The sequence below is a fragment of the Lactiplantibacillus xiangfangensis genome, assembly GCF_001438845.1.
Classification (GTDB): domain Bacteria; phylum Bacillota; class Bacilli; order Lactobacillales; family Lactobacillaceae; genus Lactiplantibacillus; species Lactiplantibacillus xiangfangensis.
The window spans coordinates 57,285-77,513 of sequence record NZ_JQCL01000012.1 but is presented as its reverse complement, the minus strand read 5'-3'; the positions used below and the strand labels follow the sequence as shown (position 1 = coordinate 77,513).

The window sequence follows — 20,229 nt, the reverse complement described above, 5'->3', positions numbered from 1 at the left end:
TTGCTTGTCTACTTAAGTAGGAGTATAGCCAAATTTCTGGTTGGCTTTTCCTATTGCTATGGTCGAAACGTGCGCCAAAAGGCAATTTGCCCCACTCTCGGCTTTTTTTGATTTTCTAAGCCCATAACATCTGATCTGGATATTCTGCCGTTAAGAATCGCTTGATGGCCCGAATCATGATTGCCGTTGACGGCGCTGTCGCTTGCGTCTTATTGGCGACCAACGCAATCTCACGGTTATACGGTTCTGCAAACGGGTACGTGTTCACGTCCCCCGTCAGTTTTCTGAGTGCTAGCTTGGGTAAGATGCCCATCCCTAAACCGGATTCCACCATTGAAATAATTGATTGGTCATCAATGGAGAACCGCAAAAAGTTATTCGTCACGTGGTAATGGTCCAGTGCCAGCTTCGTATCACGATCATAGTCACTTTGTTGCAGGATAAAGTTTTTATCCGCAACGTCGTCCGTCGTAATGTATTCCCCGTTTTCAGGAACAAAATCTGCGGGCGTCACACAATAAATGGGATCATTGATGAGTGAATGCACGAGTAAATTTTCATTCACGGGCATTGACGTAAAGCCAATATCGATCGTACCAATTTTGGCCCAGTTCGTAATTTCATTGAAATTACCCTGCATCACTGAAATTTTAATATTGGGATATTCATGGTTAAATTTACGGATGATTCGCGGCAACCAATTGATGCAAACACTACTAAAACCGCCAATTCGCACCGATCCGGAATGCAACCCTTGAATGTTATCAGCGACTTGTCGCAGGTTACTTTCCGTATTGAGGATCTCTTGCACGTACGGTAAAACCTGACGACCATCACTGGTAAGTTCAACCCCCGAACGGTTCCGAATGAACAGCGGAAAGCCAAGTTCCTTCTCTAATTGGTTTACAGAGTGACTCACCGCACTAGGCGTCACGTTAAGCGTAGCGGCAGCTTGATAGAATGTTTGTTGCGCAACCACGGTCGCAAACACCTCATAAGCAAAATTTGCCATTGCTTTTATCTCCTTTTACATGAGCTGGTTTCATCTAAGATTGAAAAAGTTGAGCTTTACTAACTTCAGGTCTCATTTTATCATAGTAACCATCAAGTAAGCCAATAACTTTAAAACTTCAGTGGGGGAAATTATTATGAAAAATCTATTTGCGAACCGTGTTTTGAACAACGACACTTCTGACCTGAACGAAATTTTCAAAAATAGTGCTAATCCGGAAAATATTTCCTTTGCTGGTGGTTTTCCGGATAACCGGCTCTTTCCCGATCACGCCCTTCAAGCCGCTTACCAAGACGCCATTAACCGGGGCGGTCAAGCGCTTTTCCAATACGCCTCCACACAAGGGCTTGCGACCTTACGACAAAAACTTGCGGAACGGATGGCTAACCACGCCGACGTTCAAGTCACCGCTGACAACATCATGCTCACTCAAGGCGGACAACAAGCCATTGATTTAGTTGCAAAGTTACTCCTCAACCACGGCGACGCCATGGCCGTTGAAGGCCCCACTTACATGGGCGCATTGGCCGCCTTTGACACTTATGAACCAACTTATTATGAAATTCCAGTCGATCACGACGGCATGGATATCCGCTACTTGCGGCACACGCTTAAAGCGCATCCTGAAATCAAATTAATTTACACGGTCCCGGATTTTCATAACCCAACCGGGACCACGATGAGTCTACAACGTCGTAAAGACCTAGTCGCCCTCGCCAACCAATATGATGCCATTATTTTAGAGGACAGTCCTTATCGCGACCTCCGTTACGACGGCACGAACTTGCCTGCCATTAAACACTTCGATACCGAAGGCCGGGTCGTCTTCATTTCCAGTTTTTCTAAAATCTTATCACCCGCTTTACGAACGGGCTGGTTAGTTGCCGACGAACCACTAATTCAAGCCCTCGTTAACTTAAAATCAGCAACTGACGTTCAGTCTTCTAGCGTCACGTTAGCTGCCATTGATAGCTACTTGGCCCATAACGATATCGACCAACACATCGCTAACCTCAATGCCGCTTACCAAATCAAACGTGATGCCATGTTAAACGCCCTCGACCGTTACTTCCCGGCTAACGTTAGCTTCACACGGCCAGCCGGTGGGTTCTTCATCTGGGTCGTTTTACCACAGGGCGTTGACGCAAAACAACTATTAAAGGACGTCATCCTGCCACAAGCTCACGTTGCGTACGTGCCGGCCGCATGCCAGTTCGCACACCGCAAAGTCACTAACGGTTTTCGGCTGAACTTCACCGGCTTAGACCCCGTTACGATCACGACGGGTATCAAGCGGCTTGGTGGCATTCTTCAACACCTTAACGTTGATACAACCGTCGCAAAAGTGGCCTTGTCTTAACGTCCCGCATTCTAAAAGCAGTTTCCTACATGACCTGTTCATGCGGGGAACTGCTTTTTTGAATCGAATAGACTGCCTAATGGTCAAAATAATAAATATTCTCGCACAGGATTGTGCTACTTAACTCCCACCAAGCGCCGTTGAACGTCACTTAGGGTATCAATCAGTTTATACCAGCATAAAAGCCCGTTTGACAGGCTCTGTAGCATTCGCTACACTAACGCTACCATCCATTATTTTTTATACTGACGTTAAAAACCGTTTTATAATGCTTATTTTTTGTTAACACTTCTTTTTTTCGATAAACTAGTAGTGTTGCAAAAAATTCCAGGAGTGTGTGTATATGAAAATTTGGGCTAAAAAATTAGGTCTAGCTGCCTTGGGTCTCGTACTTGCCGTTACTTTAACGGCTTGCGGGAGCAAATCTAGCAGTAACTCAACCAGCAACGACTTAGGGCTACAAAAATCGGGAACGTTAACCATTGGGTTGGAAGGCACTTTCCAACCATACGGTTACCGTAAAGATGGTAAGCTAACTGGCTTTGAAGTTGATTTGGGTAAAGCCGTTGCTAAAAAGATGGGCTTAAAAGCAACCTTCGTCCCAACCAAGTTCGATTCACTGATTGCCGGCTTAAACGGTAATAAATATGACGTTATTTTAAATAACATGGCCGAAAGTAAGCAACGGAAGCAGAAGTACCTCTTCTCAACACCGTACATTTACTCTAAACCACAATTAGCCGTTAAAAAGAATTCCAGTATCAAAAACATCACGGCAATCAAGGGCAAAAAAGTGGCCCAAACAACCACTAGTAACAATGCGGGTGACGCTAAGCGTTTAGGCGCCACGATCACCCCTACGGATGGCTTCCAACAATCAATCGACTTAGTGACTCAGGGTCGGGTTGCCGGGACAATTAACTCGCGTGAAGCTTTCTACGCTTACTTGAAGCAAAATCCAAAAGCTAATATTAAGCTAATTAACGCTGACAACGAAATTGCCGCCCAAAAGATTGGCGCGATGATTTCTAAGCAACATCCTAAGATGGAAAAACAAGTTTCTAAAGCAATTCAATCGCTCCGCCAAGACGGCACCCTTAAAAAGCTTTCTAATAAGTACTTCGGTGGTAACGTCACCGATAAATAAGTTTTCCCCCGCTGATCGTTGTCAGCGGGCTACATAGCACCACTATTTCTTTACAGGAGGGCACCTCATGGATTCAATTTGGCACATTATTGTTACCTCCGCACCTCAGATTGCAGTTGCGGGTTTAAAATACACCATTCCAATCGCCATTATTTCATTTATTATCGGTTTAATTTTGGCTGTCTTTACGGCACTGGTTAAATTATCACCACGCCACGGCTGGTTCTCGATTTTAAAGGCAATCGCCTACTTTTACGTCTGGCTTTTCCGGAGCACCCCACTGCTAGTCCAATTATTCATCGTCTATTTCGGATTACCGTATTTAAAGGTGAAGGGGCTCTGGCCAAATGGAATTCAGCTTGATCCGTGGACGGCTGGGATTGCAACCTTCTCACTCAACACGGGGGCGTACTGTGCGGAAACCATTCGGGCCGCCATTTTATCCATTCCTCAAGGTCAGTGGGAAGCCGCTTATTCCATCGGTATGACTAAGTCGCAAGTTCTGTGGCGGATCATTTTGCCACAAGCTGCCCGGGTCTCATTACCGCCACTTTCTAACAGCTTCATCAGCTTAGTTAAGGATACTTCCTTAGCCGCATCCATCACGATTATTGAAATGTTTGAAGTCAGCCAACAAATTGCGGCGGAAAACTACCAGCCCCTAGTGATGTACTCACTGGTGGCAGCGTTCTACGCCATTTTATGTACCATTTTGAGCTGGTTACAAGGTTACTTGGAAAAGCGGACGTCCCGTTACTTACGGCCACTTAATTAGGAGGTTGCTATGATTAAATTTGAACACGTCAATAAGACGTTTGGCGACCACCAAGCGTTAAGTGATATTAACACCACGTTTAAAGCGCACGAAACGACCGTTATCGTGGGGCCTTCCGGTTCGGGTAAATCAACCTTGCTTCGTTCCCTGAACTTATTGGAACGTCCCGAGAACGGCTTATACCACTTCAACGATCAAACGATTGATTTCGCTAAGCCAATCACGGGCAAAACGATGCTCAATATTCGCCGGAAAACGGGAATGGTCTTTCAGGGCTACAACCTGTTTCCACACCTCAGCGTCGTCAAAAACGTGATGGAAGGTCCCGTCCAAGTTCTCAAGCAAAAGCCAGCCGCAGCTAAGCAAACAGCACTCGATCTATTAGATAAAGTCGGTCTGGCTGATAAGGCTGACGCCTACCCTGGCCAGCTTTCCGGTGGTCAGCAGCAACGGGTCGCCATTGCACGTTCCCTCGCGATGAACCCGGAATACATCTTACTGGACGAACCAACGAGTGCGTTGGACCCTGAACTTGAAGCCGGAGTGCTCCGCGTCTTATTGGCCCTCGCGCAAGAAGACAATTCCATGATCATCGTCACTCATAACATGGAATTTGCCCGGGCCGTTGCCGATAAGATTCTCTTCGTCGAAGATGGCAAGATCTTATTCGATGGCACACCAAACGAATTCTTCAAACAGCCGACCCAGCGTATTTCGGACTTTCTAGCCGCGATGACGTTTACGACCATTTCTGACAAAGCAAAATAACTTTCAAAAATGAGCCATCGCTTCCCTAAAAATTGGAAAACGATGGCTTATTTTTTGTCCTCAAAAGGTCATAACCACCAATTTTCTCGTATCAATTGACATGACCGAATCCATCTTCTATACTATTAACCGAGCAATACTATATGACGTATAATATAACAGGAGGAATAGTGATGGCCATTCAAATCAGTTCCGAGTTACTCGATGGTTGCGTGCTAGCTTGCTTAAAAACGCAAGACTACTACGGTTACGCCCTTACGCAACGCCTACAAGCGTCGATTTCCGTTTCTGAATCGACCCTTTACCCCGTCTTACGGCGCTTAAAGAAAAATGACTGGGTCACAACTTATGATCAAGCCTATCAAGGTCGGAACCGCCGCTACTACCAGCTCACTGCCACTGGGGAAGCACAGTTAGCCGCTATTCAAAAAGAATGGGCTACTTATAATCAAGCCATTAACACCTTACTTCAAGGCCAAGGAGGAGCATTCGCATGAACAATTATTTAGCCAAATTCAACGACCTTCTCGTCCAACTCAATGATTCTGAGCGTGACGAAGTTGTTGAATTTTACCGCGAATATTTACTAGACGCGCAAATACAAGATTACGACGACTGTGTCGCTGAGCTGGGCACGCCTAAACAGTTAGCCCGGAAAGTCCTGGCCGACTATTCGATTCGTTTCAATGAAGACTTAGAAGGCAACTTGTCAAAATCCCAACAATCTAAGGCGGGGATTCGAGCCATTTGGTGGGTTATTTTAGCTTTAATCTCAACACCAATTACGATTCCAGCCCTACTCTTTATCCTAGTGGCGCTAGTCGTCGTTGCCAGCGTGGGGTTCGCCCTACTTGTCGGCATCGCCGGGGTACTCTTCGGGGTGACCGTCCTCGGGATTGCAATGCTCATTGGCGGGGTCGGCATCATCACACAATCTTTCTGGGCCGGTTGTTTCTACTTGGGCAGTGGTTTAGCCATTATCGGGGCCGAATTACTAATTGCCCCACTTGTCATCTGGTTCATTAATCTGATTATTCAAGGAATTTCCGTTTTAGTTCAACGCTTATACCACCGGTTCGTCAAGAAAAACCGGGCTGAGAGAGGGGGCCGTCACCATGCGTAAAACTATTAAAGTCGGCGTTATTATGTTGGTCGTCGGCGTCATCATGTTAATTTTTGGCATCGCCAACAACGGCATTAAGTCGATTTATTGGAGCAACAACGGTTTTAAAATCGTCAAGAAGAGCCAAAAAACTTACTATCCCGATAAGATTACTGACATCACCCTTAATTCAGCTGACAACGTCACGGTTAAACGCGGCAACGTCGCTTCAATTCTCGTTTCGTCGCGTCATAAGCTCCCTACTGTAACGACCAAAGATGGTCACGTCACAGTGAGTTCTAAACCAACGAGTCAAAAACAAGTGGGCTACTTTTTCAGCGATAGTGATTTTGACAACCGGATTGTCATTACGGTTCCGGCTAAGACCACCCTCACCCGGATTCACGGCACCCATCAGCAATCCGGCGATGTGCACCTTGAAGACATCACAGCTGACCACGTCAAATTACTAACTAGTAACAATTTAGTTTTACTGAATAACGTTCAAATCAAAAAAGACGCCCAGTTCTCAGCGGATGCCATTAATCTAACCGGTGTGACGGCCCCGAGTTTACAGGCTAACACTGATGCCGATAGCGGCAACATCCGAATTCATCAAAGTCACTTTGACGCAGATCGTTCCAACATCAATAGTAGGGATGGCGACATTACCGTTGAACAAACTCATTTCAAGTCCGCTAAAATTCACGCTACGGATGGGGACATCCGTTTGAATCGCAACCACGTTGATAGCTTGACCGCTACTACCGCGGACGGTGATATTCACCTTTCCGCTAACAAGCGGGTCGGCGTTTTCGCAACTAGTGACGATGGTGACCTCAATATCTTTAGCCACCACGTGACGGATAACACGGATTATCATCACAATAAAGACGCTAAACAGCAGTACCACTTAACAACGCAAGACGGCGACATCACCGCAACCCCAGCATAAAAGGTGCAGAGGCGAATAGTTTGTGAGCATTAACGTGAAACAGATAATGTGCCCGGGTTTGGAATAGTCTCTGATTTCGGGCTAAGCGGAGCAAACTGCCTTTTGTCCCACGTTTCAGATAGAAACATCCTTGCAAAAAAATAGTGCTTCAGAAATCATTTCAAGATTTCTGAAGCACTATTTTGCACTATTTTGCATTATGTCGCAGTCCTAATCGTTTTTATAACTGGCCGTTGTAAATATCTAGCCAGACCATTGCAATCGACAGAATGAACATGCTAACGATTGCCAGTGCGTGCCACCACTTATGCCGAACAAAGATTGCAATGTACTCGCGAATAATGGCATCCGGCAAGAAGAAGCGGGCCGTACGAGCCCCAATGCCATCCGCTTTTAAACCGGCCTGTTTGGCAAACATCCCCGCCCGAAACGTGTGGTAATTATTCGTGACGAAGATCGTCTTTGGGTGCTTCACCGGCCCCTGATCGATTAAAGCTTTACTGTACTGCATATTTTGTAACGTTGTCTTGGACCGGGTCTCTGCCCAACCATTTTCAGGCGGTAACCCATGTTTAATCGCATAATCTAACATTGCTTGACCTTCAGGAACGGTTTCGTCGCCCCCCTGACCACCAGAAAAAATCATGATGGCCGGATGCTTCTTCTTGGCCTGCTGCTTTTTGTAGAAGGCCAAGCCACGCATAATTCGTTGGCCTAACAGCGGCGACACCTGGTCACCATTTAATAGCCCCGCACCTAAAACAATGATGTAGTCTTGGCGTAGCCGTGGAAAGTTGAACTGATAAATCACCAGCATCGTTAGGTAATTATAAAACCAAAAGGCGACATACAAAATTACCAGGTTAGGAAAAATCGTCATCCAGCTATTCACCGGTTGCGAGACGTGATTGCCAATAACGCTGGCGACCCATGGCAAGATTAAGATTCCTAATCCTAAAAATAACGTCAACATGTTGGCAAGCGTGTGGCTTTCGCGCTTCCAGACAATCCAAGCGTTCCACAGCAGTAGGAACGCTTGTAACACGAAGATGGCCCCTAAAGCCATCAAGAATAAAACAAAAATCGTCCCGCAGACAACAATCAGCGGGTGATTATTCGTTCCAAAAATCGATATGGCCAGCATTGTTAAAAATGAATAGAAAAATAGCGAGAACCAAATACCGTTGCTTAACCGAACCTTATCGCGATGGTACCGCCAGCTAAAGACTATCCCGCAAGTTATTGGAACTAGCCAGCCCCAATAATACGTTGCGGGCACCGGTATCCATACCGCAGCATCGCTCACGCAAACGCCCCATTTATCATAAATTTCATGTTTTATAATAGCATATTTACTTCAATTGTTTTTGCGCATTATAAAAATTATGATAGGCCAAGTAACAAGCGATGATTGATCCTAAACTGGTCGCTGATAGTAACATGAACGTCACCATAATTTGGTACTTGATGGCCCGGACCGGATCGACCCCCGCAAAGATCAACCCGGACATCATGCCTGGCAAGCTAACCAAGCCCACCGTTTTGGCAGAATCAATCGTTGGGGACATCCCGGTTCGAATCGCCTCTCTAACGATTGCAATGGAAGCGTCTAACAGGTTAGCACCCAGGGCTAACCGTTCCAAAACGCCTTGACGTTGATCATGAAACTGACTGTTGAGGCTTCGAAAAGCCAACCCAATCGCCACCATTGAATTCGACGCGATCATCCCCGAAATTGGGATCATCTGGGACGGAATAAATTTGATGGCACCGGACAAAACGAGGACGCCCAGCGTAACGCCCGTACTAACAAAAATGGCTAATAACGAAATGCCCAAAGCGTGGTCGATGCCCGGCCCCCGTTTTTTTGCATTCCAAGCCGCGTTAAAGATAATGAAGGCCATCATCGCTAACGTCAGCCATAAGTTGTTGACCCGAAAAATATACTTTAACAAATAACCCACGATAAATAGTTGGATGACTGCCCGGATAACGCCGATCACAATATCCTTATCCAATCCCAGCTTTTGCCACAGGCTAATGCTCAGCGCGACTAGTACTAGCATGGCCGCCAAAAACAGCGACGTATTATTCACCGTTAAATTCATTTTCCCACCTGCTATGCAAAATATGGAGAAATGTAGAAAAACATTACTGATTTCTACATTTAGAAAGGTTGCATATTTCCTTTCTTGTTTTTTGCTTGCTACCGTTATAACATCGGTATTCTGATATTCCACTAGGGAGTAATCGCATTGACCAACTATGACAGCTTAAGGGCTTTAGCCAGCCCCGTTAAATTATTGTTTTTTTAAATTAAATCTAGTAAGTTGGCAACAGCATTTTCATCACGGTTGAACACTGCACCACAGCTATAACAAACATATTCATTATGCTTAGTCCGATGTGTTGTATTACCTTGTAACGTGATTTTGTCGTTTCCAGATTTGATATGGCCACACTTTGAACACCGCTGCGTTGATGGATATTGGCTCTCCGCAAGTATTAGCTTCTTACCGTACCACTTACACTTATAACTCAACGCTTGACGAAAGTATCCAAACATCGACCGTTGCAAACCTTTAGAAGCAACGTGGCTCATCTGCATCGCTTTAACGGACAGGTCTTCAATTACGATTTTGTCGTAATTATTGACAAGGTCCATCGTAAACTTTTGCATGATGTCATGTTGGATATTGGTAGCTCTGCGATAGTCACGCTGCAATTTGGATCTCATTGCAACGTAACGACCACTCTTCGTTGCTTTATTCCCATTCACGATTCGCTTATGAGTTAACTGCTTTTGGTAAAACTTGATTCGCTGATATAACTTGCGCAACCGCTTTGGCAACGTATTAACAACGCCAGCCGTGTAATTCAAATGACCAACGTTCACGTCAACGGCTGAATTATCACCAGTTTGTGGCTTGACATCAAGTTCAACTTCAAAGGGAAGACTGGCCCAGTATTTCCCGTTTTCACGGTAAACACTGACCACCTTCAGTACGCCTGACAAATCAACGTGTCGACTAATCCTGATATCATACCAGTCTTTGGTACCGCGTGGCTTGTCCAATCGAAGCTTACCAGCGGCAATTTTAGCTCGGTCGGTTTTAAAACCTTGACGCGCAGCCTTTTTTGATTTGAACGCCGGTTTACCCCAGTCAGGCTGCGATTTATCAAAGAAGTTCTGCCAAGCGTTTCCTAAATCAGCAATCGCTAGTTGTAGCGTACGTGCTGATAGCTCATACTGCCAATCAGCTTTATTCGCAACTAATTCATTCCGAACTGAGTAAGCACTAGGACGGGGACTATTGGAATCAAATGTATGTAAATCATACATGTCATTCCAAGTGGCTAGCCCCTCGTTCCAGCAATACCGCCGATAATCACAAAGCCTATCGAGCGCTTTTACCATGTGCCGATTAGGATAAAGTCTTACTTTCTGTGTTCGAATCATCGGCATCATCACCACCCAAATTAGTGTTGTCTTTTCACTTCTCATTATAATTTAGGCAACTATTGATGTCAGTGATTTGATCATCGAGAATGGTTTCTTGGGTATCAATAAGACTGATTTAGTTTGGCAAGAAAAAATACGGATTTTCACTTTTTACAGCGTACGAACTGTGATGGGTTATTACTAGATTTAATCATTACCAAGCTCGCCACCTCCATATTTGTTCTCTGTGGGAAACTTGGTATTCTTTTCTACATTTTTCTACATTTTTCTATGTTTTAGTTAATGATTACTTCCTCCAAACAACCGTCAACGACGCGCATTAATTGGGCGGCTTCAGCGATTTCGCCAGCATCGTGCGTAATCATGATGGTTGTAACGCCCCGTTCCGCATTCAAATGGTGCAGCCAGTCATGAATAATCTGTTTATTGGCTTCATCCAAGCCCGCCGTGACTTCATCGAGCAACAAAACTTGCGGTAAAAATAAGATATTTCGAATTAAGGCCACCCGTTGCCGTTCTCCGCCGGATAGGTCCGTCACTTTCTGCTGCAGCGTCTGTTCCGATAAACCGACATAGGTTAGCGCCTCGACTGCGTGTGCACGGTCAAACGGCTGTTTACGAATTTGGTAAGGAAACGTGAGGTTGTCTTCCACCGTTTCACCAAATAACGTCGGCTGTTGAAAACAGTAAGAAACTTGCCGCCGATACATAATCGGGTCGTAACTTTCAATTGGTTGACCATCAAAGATCAACTGCCCACTCGTTTTTGAGATCATTGACGCAATAATTCTTAGCAACGTACTCTTCCCACTACCAGACGGGCCGGTTAACGTAACCTGCGCCCCCCTTGAGATCTCCCAATTAACGTCGTGTAAAATGTGCTTATCTTTGACCTGATAATTAACTTGCTTTAGCGTCATTAATGCATCCACTGCAAAAGCCTCCCCATGCCTTCAATTAATTTAGAATCATTATAGCCGATACCATAAACCGCTTTCAACTGCCACGTTTTAATTCGTTAGCCAGCGCCTTGCTTTAGTAAGTCTCCACGACCATGCTATAATGACTTGAAGGTAGTTTACAGAAAACGAGGTTAGAAAAACACCTATGAAACCAAACAATCATTACGAGAATCAGCACCGGCCGAACCGTGACCGTCGCCCTCAGCGACCCGTCGAGAAGGTTCAGGCCGACGTACAAATTGGACAACGATTCCCGTTGACCATTAAGCGCCTCGGCATCAACGGCGAAGGAATCGGCTATTACAAACACGTCATCACGTTTGTAAAGGGCGCCCTTCCCAACGAAGTTATTGTCGCCGAAGTCACCGCCGTTCACCCCCGGTACTTAGAAGCCCGGCTTCGAACTTTACGGAAACCAAGCCCTGACCGGGTTGATCCCCGCGATCCGTACGCTGATGAAGTTGGCGGGTTTGAGTTGGAACACTTAGAATACCCCGCTCAACTGGCGTTCAAACAGGACCTTATTCGTCAGGCTTTGGAGAAATACCAACCAGCCGGGTTCCGTAACTACGACGTCCGGCCAACGATTGGGATGGCTGATCCGTACGAGTACCGCAATAAGGCCCAGTTCCAAGTTCGCATGATCGATGGGCACGTGGCCGCTGGTTTATACAAGGAAAACAGTCACGACTTAGTTGATTTACCAACCTGTTCCGTGCAAATGCCCGTCACCATGGAAGTCATGCGCCAAGTTGTTGCCTGGCTGGAAGAACTGCAAGTACCAATTTACGATGAAGAACATAATTCAGGAATCGTGAAGACCGTCGTGGTTCGCGCCGCAGCGGTCACTGGTGAAGTCCAACTAGTCTTCATCACCAACACGCCAAAATTACCGAAAAAGCATCAACTCCTCATGAAAATTGCTGAGAAATTACCAATGGTCGTTTCCGTGATGCAAAACGTTAACGTGGGTAAAACTTCCCTAATCTGGGGAGATCAAACCACGTTACTAGCTGGTAAGACAACGATTACGGAAGAGCTTGATGGCTTAGCCTTTAATCTTTCTGCCCGGGCATTCTTCCAACTGAACCCTGAACAGACACAAAAATTATATCAATTAGCCCGCGAAGCCTTGGCGCTAGCACCTGACGAAACCTTAGTCGACGCATACTCCGGGGTCGGAACCATTGGGCTGTCCTTAGCTGACGTTGCTAAAGAAGTCCGTGGGATGGATACTATTCCAGCCGCGGTCACCGACGCAAACGAAAATGCCAAGCTCAACAATATTACCAACGCGCATTACGAAGTCGGCGAAGCCGAAATTCTCTTGCCACAATGGTTAGCAGCTGGCTTTGCACCGGATGCGATCATCGTCGATCCACCACGGACCGGGCTAGACACCGTTTTGATTGACGCTATCTTGCAGAGTGCGCCGGAAAAACTAGTTTATATTTCATGCAACCCGTCCACTTTAGCCCAGGACTTGCGTGAATTGACCCGTGGTTACCAAGTCGATTATATTCAGTCAATCGACATGTTCCCGCAAACGGCGCGGTGTGAAGCGGTCGTCCGTTTCACCAAACGCCACTAATAACTTTGGAAGGAAGCAGTTGCGATGGCAGAAACTGATAGTCAAATCGCATTAACGATGACCTTTACCCTACGGCCACCGTTCCAATCGCATTTTTTACTGTTGAAAGATTACAACGCTGACGTCTTAGTCCCCGCACGTGACGGGGTCCTGACAACTTTGATTGCAAAAAACATTCCATTGTCACCAGCCTTAGCACAGTTAAAAACCATTTTTGATGACGTTAAGAATCCTGTTTACTGGCCCCTTCATGATCAAGCCGTTTCGGAATACTTTCATAATCATCCCGAAATGCGGCCGGTTCTCCCGCTCGACCTTTTACAGGTGATGCTTAACACCTTATCTGCACAAGGTCTCAGCGATGAACAGCTAATCCATATTATGAAGGGCGTTTTCGACCGATTACAAACGAATGATTTTAGCGGTCGTGCGGCCCAACGGATTTTAACCGAGTTCATTAATAAATAAGCTTTAAGTCAAAAGGCACCTCCGAAATCAGCTGATTTCAGGGGTGCCTTTTTGCTTGATAAACGTTAATATTCGCGCCGTCCAGCAGAATCAGTTGCAGTACTTGCCCAACACCTGCTGAATTCCCGGTTGATTATTAGTCGTAGTGACGAGGTCGGCGGCCGCCTTGACTTCTGCGGGCGCGTTTCCCATTGCGACTCCTACCCCCGCCGTCTTTAACATGTCCACATCATTAAAATTATCGCCAAATGCAATGGCCGCTGCTGGCGACAAGTGGTCTTCTTTCAATAACGTTGTTAGCGCAGCCGCCTTCGTTACGCCCTTTGCAACAATCTCTAAATACGTGTCCTTTGACCGGTAAGCCGTTAGCTCATCAAATTCCGGTTTCTGTAACGTCTTTTCAACCGCACTGACAACGCTCGGGTCCGCCATGATTAGCATCTTATGTACCGGTTCACTACCTGCCCGTAACCACGCCGCCAGGTCCGTCACCTGGGGATCAAATCCAATTCCCGCCGCTTCCTGTTGTTCCCACGGTCCCATATCCGCCACAAACCAGTCATTATTGGCGTACAAATTAATGGAAGCAACTGGCCACCGTTCAGCGACTAACCGCTGCACTTTTTGTGCCAACGCCTGTGGAATCGCCTGCTCTGCAAAGACCTGTAGCTGGTCATTGGCATCCGTTTTAGCCGTTAACGCCCCGTTATAAGCAATCATCGTGGAATCAATGCCCAGTTGTTGCGCAATCTGGAACATTCCCTTCGGTGGTCGTGCTGACGCCAACACCATACTAGCCCCACGCCGCACCGCTGCCTGGACCCCACTGGTGGTTGCGGGGAGTAACTTTCCTTGATCATCAACCAAAGTCCCGTCGATATCACTCACAATTAACTTAATCGCTGTCATTTAATTACTCCTATACATGCAAAGATTTGTCATTAAACTTCTGAAAACTAGCAAAAAAGGCTTCAAAGTCAATCTTTGCAGCCCTTAAAACACCTATTCTTTGGATTTCAGCTCAAACTTAGCCTGATTATCCACTAATTTTGCGTATAATTCCTGCGTTGGATCCGGGTCAAATGGCCCTAGATCCACTAGAATCTCCCCGTTGTCCGCCACTTCAAACCCTTGGTACCGATCAAATAAGACGTGGTACATCGTTTGAGCCGGTTGCATCCGCTCATCCACCTGGGCGGCTGCCGCCTTCAAGGTATAACCGGTCTGCAATAAGTTGCTCATTGCGGCCGCTTTAATGACCATGCGCATGTTATAAATCCGTGCGCGCCCCGGTTCATCCTGGTTCTTTGGAATAATGTACCCCTTTTTTTGCCAGTAACGTAGCTGACGTGGCGAGACACCAGTCATTCTACTAAGTTCACTAATACCAATCGTCAGTTGCCCCTTATGGAACATTTCCTGAAAATCTGACCGCGTGCCGTTAGTCATTCCTGGCGCCCCCCTTCCATCCGTTTTGCTACGTTAAATTATAGCATGGAATTTTGACGCTACCGTGCAACCCGCTTGAATTTTTACCGATAACTTTAGTTATGGTAGTTTGCTTCCAAAAAATCAGTTAACGATTGCGCAGGACGACCCATAATCGTCTCAAAATCTGAACTGACCGTCTCTAGCAATCCGCGGGCCCCACCGGCATACATTGAAGCGAGCATGGGCCCTTCGCCACCTTGGTTATACAAATCACTGAAAGCCTGCAAACTGATGGGCTGATAGCCAATTTTCTGACCACTGACCGTACTCAACACTTGTGCCAATTCTGGCATCGTATAGTTCCGTGACTGCGTCAACGTATAAATGCGGCCACTAACTAACAATGCCGGGGTAGTCGCGACCTTCGCAAACGCCTTCGCACTATCCGTTTGAGTAATAAAGCTAAGCGCCTTATCCGCCATGGGATAAATCACATTGTGGCGTTCAATTAGCTCTGGTAAATACGGTACTAACGGATCAGCGTACAGCCCATTTCGAATAATCGTATAGTTGATGCCGCTCCCAGCTAACCGCCGTGGCACGTAACCGTAAAATGCGGATAACGCAAACGGATTATCGACTTGATCGGCGATAAAGCCCATGACTAGTAAGTGTTTAACGTGCGCAGCCGTCACCGCTTGAAGGACGTTTTCAAACTCAGTGACCCGGCTAAAGCTGTCATGACTTTTGCTAGGAATATAAATAAAGACGTCGCTACCTTGACCCGCTACCTTTAAGCTATCAATATTTTGATAATCGATCGCACTAACGGTCATCCCGCGTTGTTTAAACGCAGCCGCCTTACTAGGCGTGTGTACGCCTAAATTAAGTTCATTAGCAGAGACCAGTTCAGCCATTGCTTCTACAACCTGTTGGCCCAAATGGCCCGTCGCACCCGTAATCGTATATTTCATTTGAATCCCGCCTCTCTTGTAACTATATAAGTTACATTAAAACCGTTTTGGATGAAATTGTCAACTATTTTGATATCACCACCTTTAATTTGGCGACAAAAATAGCGGTTCAGAAATCAGTTACGCATTTCTGAACCGCTATCTTTTCGTGCTATCTCTCTAATCGAAACGTGTTCTAAAAGGCAGTTTGCTCCGCTTAACCCGGAACTAGGGACTATCCCAAGCCCAGGAATAATCCCTAGTTCCACGTTAATGCTCACAAACTAATCGCCTTTTATCACACTCTGTTAGTTGTTAAGCCGCTTGTTCGCCTAAATGCTTCTTCGCAGGCGCCACTTTAACATTTTTAACGTCAGCATCGGCAAAACCGAATAGGTACGTTAACGTGAAGGAAACAATGATCGTTGCAACTGAAGCAATGAGGAAACCAAACAGACTGAAGTCAACACCCTTAGGATTAATAAAGGAGGTCACACCAATAATGGAACCGGCAAAGCCCCACATATTAACGTTCAACAGACCTGTCAGGAAGCCCCCGACGGCCCCACCAATGCTAGCAGTAACGAACGCCCGACCGTACTTTAAGTTAATCCCGTACATGGCGGGTTCCGTAACACCACAAAAGGCAGAAATGGTTGCTGGCCAAGCCAATTCTTTAACACTCGCAACTTTGGTCTTCAAGGCAATGGCGAGAACGGCCCCACCTTGGGCAACCATCGTTGCGGAAATAATCGCGTTGATGTAACTGTGTCCGGTCGTCGTAATATCGTTGACCACGATTGGAATAATCGCCCAGTGAAGCCCGAAAATAACCAAGACTTGGTAGAAGCCACCGATGATTAATCCAGAAATTGCGGGACTTAATTTGTAGATGCCCATGATACCAGCCGCCAACGCACCTGAGAACGCCGTAATAATAGGCCCGATGAATAAGATAATGACACCAGAAATCAAAACAACTTCAATCAATGGCACAAAGATCATCCGCAATACGACTGGAATAACCCGTTTCAGCCATGGTTCTAACTTGCTTGCTAACCACGCCCCCGCAATCATTGGGAAGATTGAGTACGTGTATGAGGCCATGTGAACTGGTAGCCCAAAGAAGTTGGCGTTGATTGCCATTCCTAACAAGTGACTCGTCACCTTGCCACCCGTAGCGAGTGCAATAATGGATGGATACGTCAGGACCCCACCAACGATCCCCATAATGACCGGATCAGAGCCTAATTTCTTAGCGGCCGTAAACCCGACGAAGATCGGTAGGAAGTAGAACACCGAGTCGCCCATCGCATTTATAATAATGTAGGTTGGCGCCTTGTCTGAAACCACGTTGAATGTCGTTAGTAAGGCCAAGACCCCTTTTAGAATCCCGGAAGCAGCTAACAAACCAATCACTGGAATCATCGCACCCGTGATGACCCCAATTAAACTACTGAAGGAATGCTTCACTTTTTGCCACGGCGTCATCTTTTTCCAAGCGGCGCGATTGGCTTCTTTTTCCATTGCGGCGGTGGATGCTTCATCATCGCCAAATCCGGGGCCTAACTGATTAATAATTGCATCATACACATCATTGACAGCGGGCCCAATGACGACTTGGTACTGGCCCCCAGCCTTAGCCACGTCGATGACCCCCTGTAAATTGCGAATCACATCATCGTTGGCTTGCTGTTCATCTTTCAGGTAAAAACGTACCCGGGTAATACAATGAATGACGCTCTTAACGTTGCCCGCGCCACCAACGTTTTCAAGAATTTCCACTGCTAAGTCATCGTACTTGTTGCCCGACTTCTTGGCGGGTTTAGCAGTAGATGCTGGCATGACTTCTTTTTTCAAATCAACGACGGCACCCACAACACCCGCCTTAATCTCGCCTTCATGCGCATCCAACTTTTCAACCATATCAGCTGAATTAGTTACGGCAATAATGACGGTCGTTCGTTTACCAGCCGCCGCAACGGCTTGGATGTCCATGGTGCCGATCGGGTCACCAGCTTCAACGTGGTCACCAGTTTTAATTTGAATTTTAAACGGTGGCTGGTTGCCCATTTCAACCGTATCGATTCCCAAATGAACCAATACTTCTAACCCGTTATCGGCTTTAAATCCGATTGCATGTAGCGTGTCCGCAACCATCGTTACTTCCCCGCTAACTGGTGCAACGATTTTGCCCACAGACGGTTCAATGCCAAATCCTTGTCCCATCATCCCCTGTGAGAAAACTGGATCTTGAATGGCACTCAGCGGAATCAAGCGTCCCGCTACCGGTGTTAATAATTGCACTTGTTTCATTGTGATTCTCCCCCTTCTGTTTCTAATCACAGCTGCCAAGTTTTAAAGCACCCGGCTAATTCATTAGCTGGGTTAATTCGTCAGGTCCGTAACTGCCATCATTGTGAACCGGTGAATTATCCCAACGTCGCTAGTTATCAAAGTTGCATTACATCCCCCACCTCAATTGACCTTCGATTCAGAAAGCGCTTTCACTTTTCGCTATTAAGCATAACTGGCCACGAATTAATGGTCAAACAAGTTAACTTAATATGTTCGTTTATATAGTCATTAAACAAACGACTTAATTAGTTTTCCTACCTTCCAAACCGAATCTTAACCGACTGGATCCTAAGAAGGACGCCTCAAACGCTGCAGATGTCTTATACTGCTTCCCAAATTCAACGATCAGGGCATGAAACTCACGGGCTTTAACAAAGTCTGGGGCCCAGTTCGCTTGAATCTGGGCCTGCGCTTTTAAATAGCCACTCGGTAACGTTTGACCCAACCAGCCGAATAAGCGCCGTAAATAGGTATCAACAATAATGGTTGGCCGATTAAAAACGTACATACTAAAGTAATCGGCCGTTTCGTCACCAATACCACGTAACGCTTTAAGTTCCCGTCGCAACTGGTCAGCTGGCAACGCCCGCATCCGATCCAAATCAAAATCATATTGACCACACCAAGCTGCCAAGCCTTGTAACGTCGGTACTTTTCGGGTATAGAATCCCGCGGGCTTAACGAGTGCGGTCAACTGTTCAGCTGATAACGTTAATAAGCGCTGCGGCTCAAATCCCGTGGCTGCTTTAAGGTTCGCTAAGGCGTAGTCAACGTTGCGCCAATTCGTATTTTGAACCAGAATGCCGCCCCATAAGATCTCCCATGGTGTTTCGGCGGGTGGTACACCTGGTTCTAGCCAGTGTTGTGGCCCCATTTCAGTTAACATCGTTTGGTATAAATCTTCAATCGTCATCAATATATCCCCTCAAATTTCAAGTTACTCGCCCATTATGCCATAAAAGATCGTCAGGACAGCAAAAAGACCGTGGCGATGGCCACAGCCTTTTCAGCTTCTAAAAATTATAATGATTGATGCCTCTGATAAATCACTTTAATTTAACAGAACATCATCAGTATTAATCACTTGCTTAACCCCAACTTTGAGTGCTGGCAACGTATACGCCCGACTCGTTTTCTTGTTGCTAGTCCGTTGGGTCATGGTTAAATGCTTGCTACTATTCTTGATTAAGGCATTCTTCAAGTACACCTTAGTCATCGTTTTGGCCGTTTTGACAGTCTTAATCGTTTTGCCTTTTCTAGCAATCACTAACTTAGCATTCTTGGGACCGGTAATCTTATAGTGCATCCCCTTGGTCGTCCGTTCTGCAATGACCAAATTAATTCTTGGTGTCGCATATTTGGATGATGAAATCGTTTTTAAATTTTTAGTGCCGTGAACCAGTTTGAAGGCCCCGTAGCCTTTAAAGGCCTTTGTCACGGAAAATTTTCCGGACTTTACTTTAACGTTGGCAATCTTCTTGCCCTTATACTGCAAGGCCAACTTAGCTACGTTCGCCCGACCTTTGATGGTAACAGCGTGTTTCTTACTGTTATAACTGGTCTTAACCGCCGTTACTTTTGATGCTTGTGTCGTTGCGGCATTAACGCTCAATGGTCCAACAACGGTGACTACCGCAGCCATTGACATGACAGAAATAATTTTCTTCGAACAACGCATAAAATAAGACTCCCTTTTTGTGATAGAAACTAAACTATAAGTTCAACCCCTTCAACGCCAAGAATGCTACTACAACTCTAGCTTTTATTCAACGACTTACAAAAAGAGAAGAGTGGGACAAAAGACGGCTTGCTACCGAGCATAGCCTAGGAATACGAATGATTGTGCATTTCAATCGTTCATATTTCGTAGCTCGGTTGCATCAA

At 46.0% G+C, this 20,229-nt stretch carries 20 protein-coding genes; 9 read left to right on the top strand and 11 right to left on the bottom strand.

All coding sequences use genetic code 11. The features are described from left to right. Positions 1-115 precede the first annotated feature (115 nt). Positions 116-1,012: a LysR family transcriptional regulator gene (locus tag IV64_RS01510; RefSeq protein ID WP_057705396.1), complete on the bottom strand. Its 897-nt coding sequence runs from the start codon at positions 1,010-1,012 to the stop codon at positions 116-118. Positions 1,013-1,148: 136 nt separating this feature from the next. On the opposite strand from IV64_RS01510, the gene IV64_RS01505 reads away from it, so the two are divergent. The 7 genes from IV64_RS01505 to IV64_RS01475 all read left to right on the top strand — a co-directional run bounded on the left by IV64_RS01505 (position 1,149) and on the right by IV64_RS01475 (position 7,119). Continuing rightward, positions 1,149-2,372, top strand: coding sequence for an aminotransferase-like domain-containing protein (locus IV64_RS01505; RefSeq protein WP_057705395.1), 1,224 nt, complete (start codon positions 1,149-1,151; stop codon positions 2,370-2,372). 343 nt (positions 2,373-2,715) lie between these two features. Next, entirely contained in the window at positions 2,716-3,519 is an 804-nt protein-coding gene (locus tag IV64_RS01500) for a transporter substrate-binding domain-containing protein (protein WP_057705394.1), read from the top strand. 76 nt (positions 3,520-3,595) lie between these two features. Continuing rightward, positions 3,596-4,294, top strand: coding sequence for an amino acid ABC transporter permease (locus IV64_RS01495; protein ID WP_057705400.1), 699 nt, complete (start codon positions 3,596-3,598; stop codon positions 4,292-4,294). A 9-nt stretch (positions 4,295-4,303) separates the two neighbouring features. Further along, positions 4,304-5,062: an amino acid ABC transporter ATP-binding protein gene (locus tag IV64_RS01490; protein WP_057705393.1), complete on the top strand. Its 759-nt coding sequence runs from the start codon at positions 4,304-4,306 to the stop codon at positions 5,060-5,062. 173 nt (positions 5,063-5,235) lie between these two features. Further along, entirely contained in the window at positions 5,236-5,559 is a 324-nt protein-coding gene (locus tag IV64_RS01485) for a PadR family transcriptional regulator (protein ID WP_057705392.1), read from the top strand. Then, positions 5,556-6,185: a DUF1700 domain-containing protein gene (locus tag IV64_RS01480; protein WP_057705391.1), complete on the top strand. Its 630-nt coding sequence runs from the start codon at positions 5,556-5,558 to the stop codon at positions 6,183-6,185. The genes IV64_RS01485 and IV64_RS01480 overlap by 4 nt, the downstream gene beginning before the upstream one ends. Beyond that, positions 6,178-7,119 carry a DUF4097 family beta strand repeat-containing protein gene (locus tag IV64_RS01475; protein WP_057705390.1) on the top strand — a complete coding sequence of 314 codons (942 nt, stop codon included), beginning with the start codon at positions 6,178-6,180 and terminating at the stop codon, positions 7,117-7,119. The genes IV64_RS01480 and IV64_RS01475 overlap by 8 nt, the downstream gene beginning before the upstream one ends. 220 nt (positions 7,120-7,339) lie before the next feature. On the opposite strand, the gene IV64_RS01470 is transcribed toward IV64_RS01475, so the two are convergent. From IV64_RS01470 to IV64_RS01455, 4 genes are all read right to left on the bottom strand, one after another. Then, positions 7,340-8,425 (bottom strand): YdcF family protein, encoded by a 1,086-nt coding sequence (locus IV64_RS01470; RefSeq protein WP_057705389.1) that lies wholly within the window; start codon positions 8,423-8,425, stop codon positions 7,340-7,342. 46 nt (positions 8,426-8,471) lie between these two features. After that, positions 8,472-9,227, bottom strand: a complete 756-nt coding sequence (locus tag IV64_RS01465; protein ID WP_057705388.1) for an ABC transporter permease — start codon at positions 9,225-9,227, stop codon at positions 8,472-8,474. Between the two features lie 203 nt (positions 9,228-9,430). Then, positions 9,431-10,579: an RNA-guided endonuclease InsQ/TnpB family protein gene (locus IV64_RS01460; protein WP_083491531.1), complete on the bottom strand. Its 1,149-nt coding sequence runs from the start codon at positions 10,577-10,579 to the stop codon at positions 9,431-9,433. A 278-nt stretch (positions 10,580-10,857) separates the two neighbouring features. Next, positions 10,858-11,502 (bottom strand): ABC transporter ATP-binding protein, encoded by a 645-nt coding sequence (locus tag IV64_RS01455; protein ID WP_404411835.1) that lies wholly within the window; start codon positions 11,500-11,502, stop codon positions 10,858-10,860. 187 nt (positions 11,503-11,689) lie between these two features. Here IV64_RS01455 and rlmD point away from each other — a divergent pair, with 187 nt between their 5' ends. Both rlmD and IV64_RS01445 read left to right on the top strand, forming a co-directional pair. Continuing rightward, positions 11,690-13,135: a 23S rRNA (uracil(1939)-C(5))-methyltransferase RlmD gene (rlmD, locus tag IV64_RS01450; RefSeq protein ID WP_057705385.1), complete on the top strand. Its 1,446-nt coding sequence runs from the start codon at positions 11,690-11,692 to the stop codon at positions 13,133-13,135. A gap of 24 nt (positions 13,136-13,159) precedes the next feature. Continuing rightward, positions 13,160-13,603, top strand: a complete 444-nt coding sequence (locus tag IV64_RS01445) for a hypothetical protein (protein WP_057705384.1) — start codon at positions 13,160-13,162, stop codon at positions 13,601-13,603. A gap of 90 nt (positions 13,604-13,693) precedes the next feature. Here IV64_RS01445 and IV64_RS01440 read toward each other — a convergent pair whose 3' ends face one another. From IV64_RS01440 to IV64_RS01415, 6 genes are all read right to left on the bottom strand, one after another. Further along, the gene (locus IV64_RS01440; RefSeq protein ID WP_057705383.1) at positions 13,694-14,512 is read right to left on the bottom strand and encodes a Cof-type HAD-IIB family hydrolase; all 819 of its coding nucleotides are present in this window, start codon (positions 14,510-14,512) and stop codon (positions 13,694-13,696) included. Positions 14,513-14,605: 93 nt separating this feature from the next. Then, the gene (locus IV64_RS01435; protein WP_057705382.1) at positions 14,606-15,052 is read right to left on the bottom strand and encodes a MerR family transcriptional regulator; all 447 of its coding nucleotides are present in this window, start codon (positions 15,050-15,052) and stop codon (positions 14,606-14,608) included. Between the two features lie 95 nt (positions 15,053-15,147). Beyond that, a complete protein-coding gene (locus tag IV64_RS01430) occupies positions 15,148-16,008 on the bottom strand; it encodes an SDR family oxidoreductase (RefSeq protein WP_057705381.1) in 861 nt (286 codons plus the stop codon). Between the two features lie 294 nt (positions 16,009-16,302). Next, positions 16,303-18,303 (bottom strand): PTS sugar transporter subunit IIABC, encoded by a 2,001-nt coding sequence (locus tag IV64_RS01425; RefSeq protein ID WP_057705380.1) that lies wholly within the window; start codon positions 18,301-18,303, stop codon positions 16,303-16,305. Positions 18,304-18,586: 283 nt separating this feature from the next. Next, a complete protein-coding gene (locus IV64_RS01420) occupies positions 18,587-19,258 on the bottom strand; it encodes an endonuclease III domain-containing protein (RefSeq protein WP_057705379.1) in 672 nt (223 codons plus the stop codon). Between the two features lie 138 nt (positions 19,259-19,396). Then, positions 19,397-20,023 (bottom strand): hypothetical protein, encoded by a 627-nt coding sequence (locus IV64_RS01415; protein WP_057705378.1) that lies wholly within the window; start codon positions 20,021-20,023, stop codon positions 19,397-19,399. Between the last annotated feature and the right edge of the window lie 206 nt (positions 20,024-20,229).

Coding starts and splice junctions, on each gene's coding strand:
- IV64_RS01455 (WP_404411835.1), bottom strand. CDS start 11,502: ATGACGCTAAAGCAAGTTAATTATCAGGTCAAAGATAAGCACATTTTA.
- IV64_RS01435 (WP_057705382.1), bottom strand. CDS start 15,052: ATGACTAACGGCACGCGGTCAGATTTTCAGGAAATGTTCCATAAGGGG.
- IV64_RS01465 (WP_057705388.1), bottom strand. CDS start 9,227: ATGAATTTAACGGTGAATAATACGTCGCTGTTTTTGGCGGCCATGCTA.
- IV64_RS01425 (WP_057705380.1), bottom strand. CDS start 18,303: ATGAAACAAGTGCAATTATTAACACCGGTAGCGGGACGCTTGATTCCG.
- rlmD (WP_057705385.1), top strand. CDS start 11,690: ATGAAACCAAACAATCATTACGAGAATCAGCACCGGCCGAACCGTGAC.
- IV64_RS01485 (WP_057705392.1), top strand. CDS start 5,236: ATGGCCATTCAAATCAGTTCCGAGTTACTCGATGGTTGCGTGCTAGCT.
- IV64_RS01440 (WP_057705383.1), bottom strand. CDS start 14,512: ATGACAGCGATTAAGTTAATTGTGAGTGATATCGACGGGACTTTGGTT.
- IV64_RS01480 (WP_057705391.1), top strand. CDS start 5,556: ATGAACAATTATTTAGCCAAATTCAACGACCTTCTCGTCCAACTCAAT.
- IV64_RS01415 (WP_057705378.1), bottom strand. CDS start 20,023: ATGCGTTGTTCGAAGAAAATTATTTCTGTCATGTCAATGGCTGCGGTA.
- IV64_RS01460 (WP_083491531.1), bottom strand. CDS start 10,579: ATGATTCGAACACAGAAAGTAAGACTTTATCCTAATCGGCACATGGTA.
- IV64_RS01490 (WP_057705393.1), top strand. CDS start 4,304: ATGATTAAATTTGAACACGTCAATAAGACGTTTGGCGACCACCAAGCG.
- IV64_RS01445 (WP_057705384.1), top strand. CDS start 13,160: ATGGCAGAAACTGATAGTCAAATCGCATTAACGATGACCTTTACCCTA.
- IV64_RS01475 (WP_057705390.1), top strand. CDS start 6,178: ATGCGTAAAACTATTAAAGTCGGCGTTATTATGTTGGTCGTCGGCGTC.
- IV64_RS01500 (WP_057705394.1), top strand. CDS start 2,716: ATGAAAATTTGGGCTAAAAAATTAGGTCTAGCTGCCTTGGGTCTCGTA.
- IV64_RS01420 (WP_057705379.1), bottom strand. CDS start 19,258: ATGACGATTGAAGATTTATACCAAACGATGTTAACTGAAATGGGGCCA.
- IV64_RS01510 (WP_057705396.1), bottom strand. CDS start 1,012: ATGGCAAATTTTGCTTATGAGGTGTTTGCGACCGTGGTTGCGCAACAA.
- IV64_RS01505 (WP_057705395.1), top strand. CDS start 1,149: ATGAAAAATCTATTTGCGAACCGTGTTTTGAACAACGACACTTCTGAC.
- IV64_RS01430 (WP_057705381.1), bottom strand. CDS start 16,008: ATGAAATATACGATTACGGGTGCGACGGGCCATTTGGGCCAACAGGTT.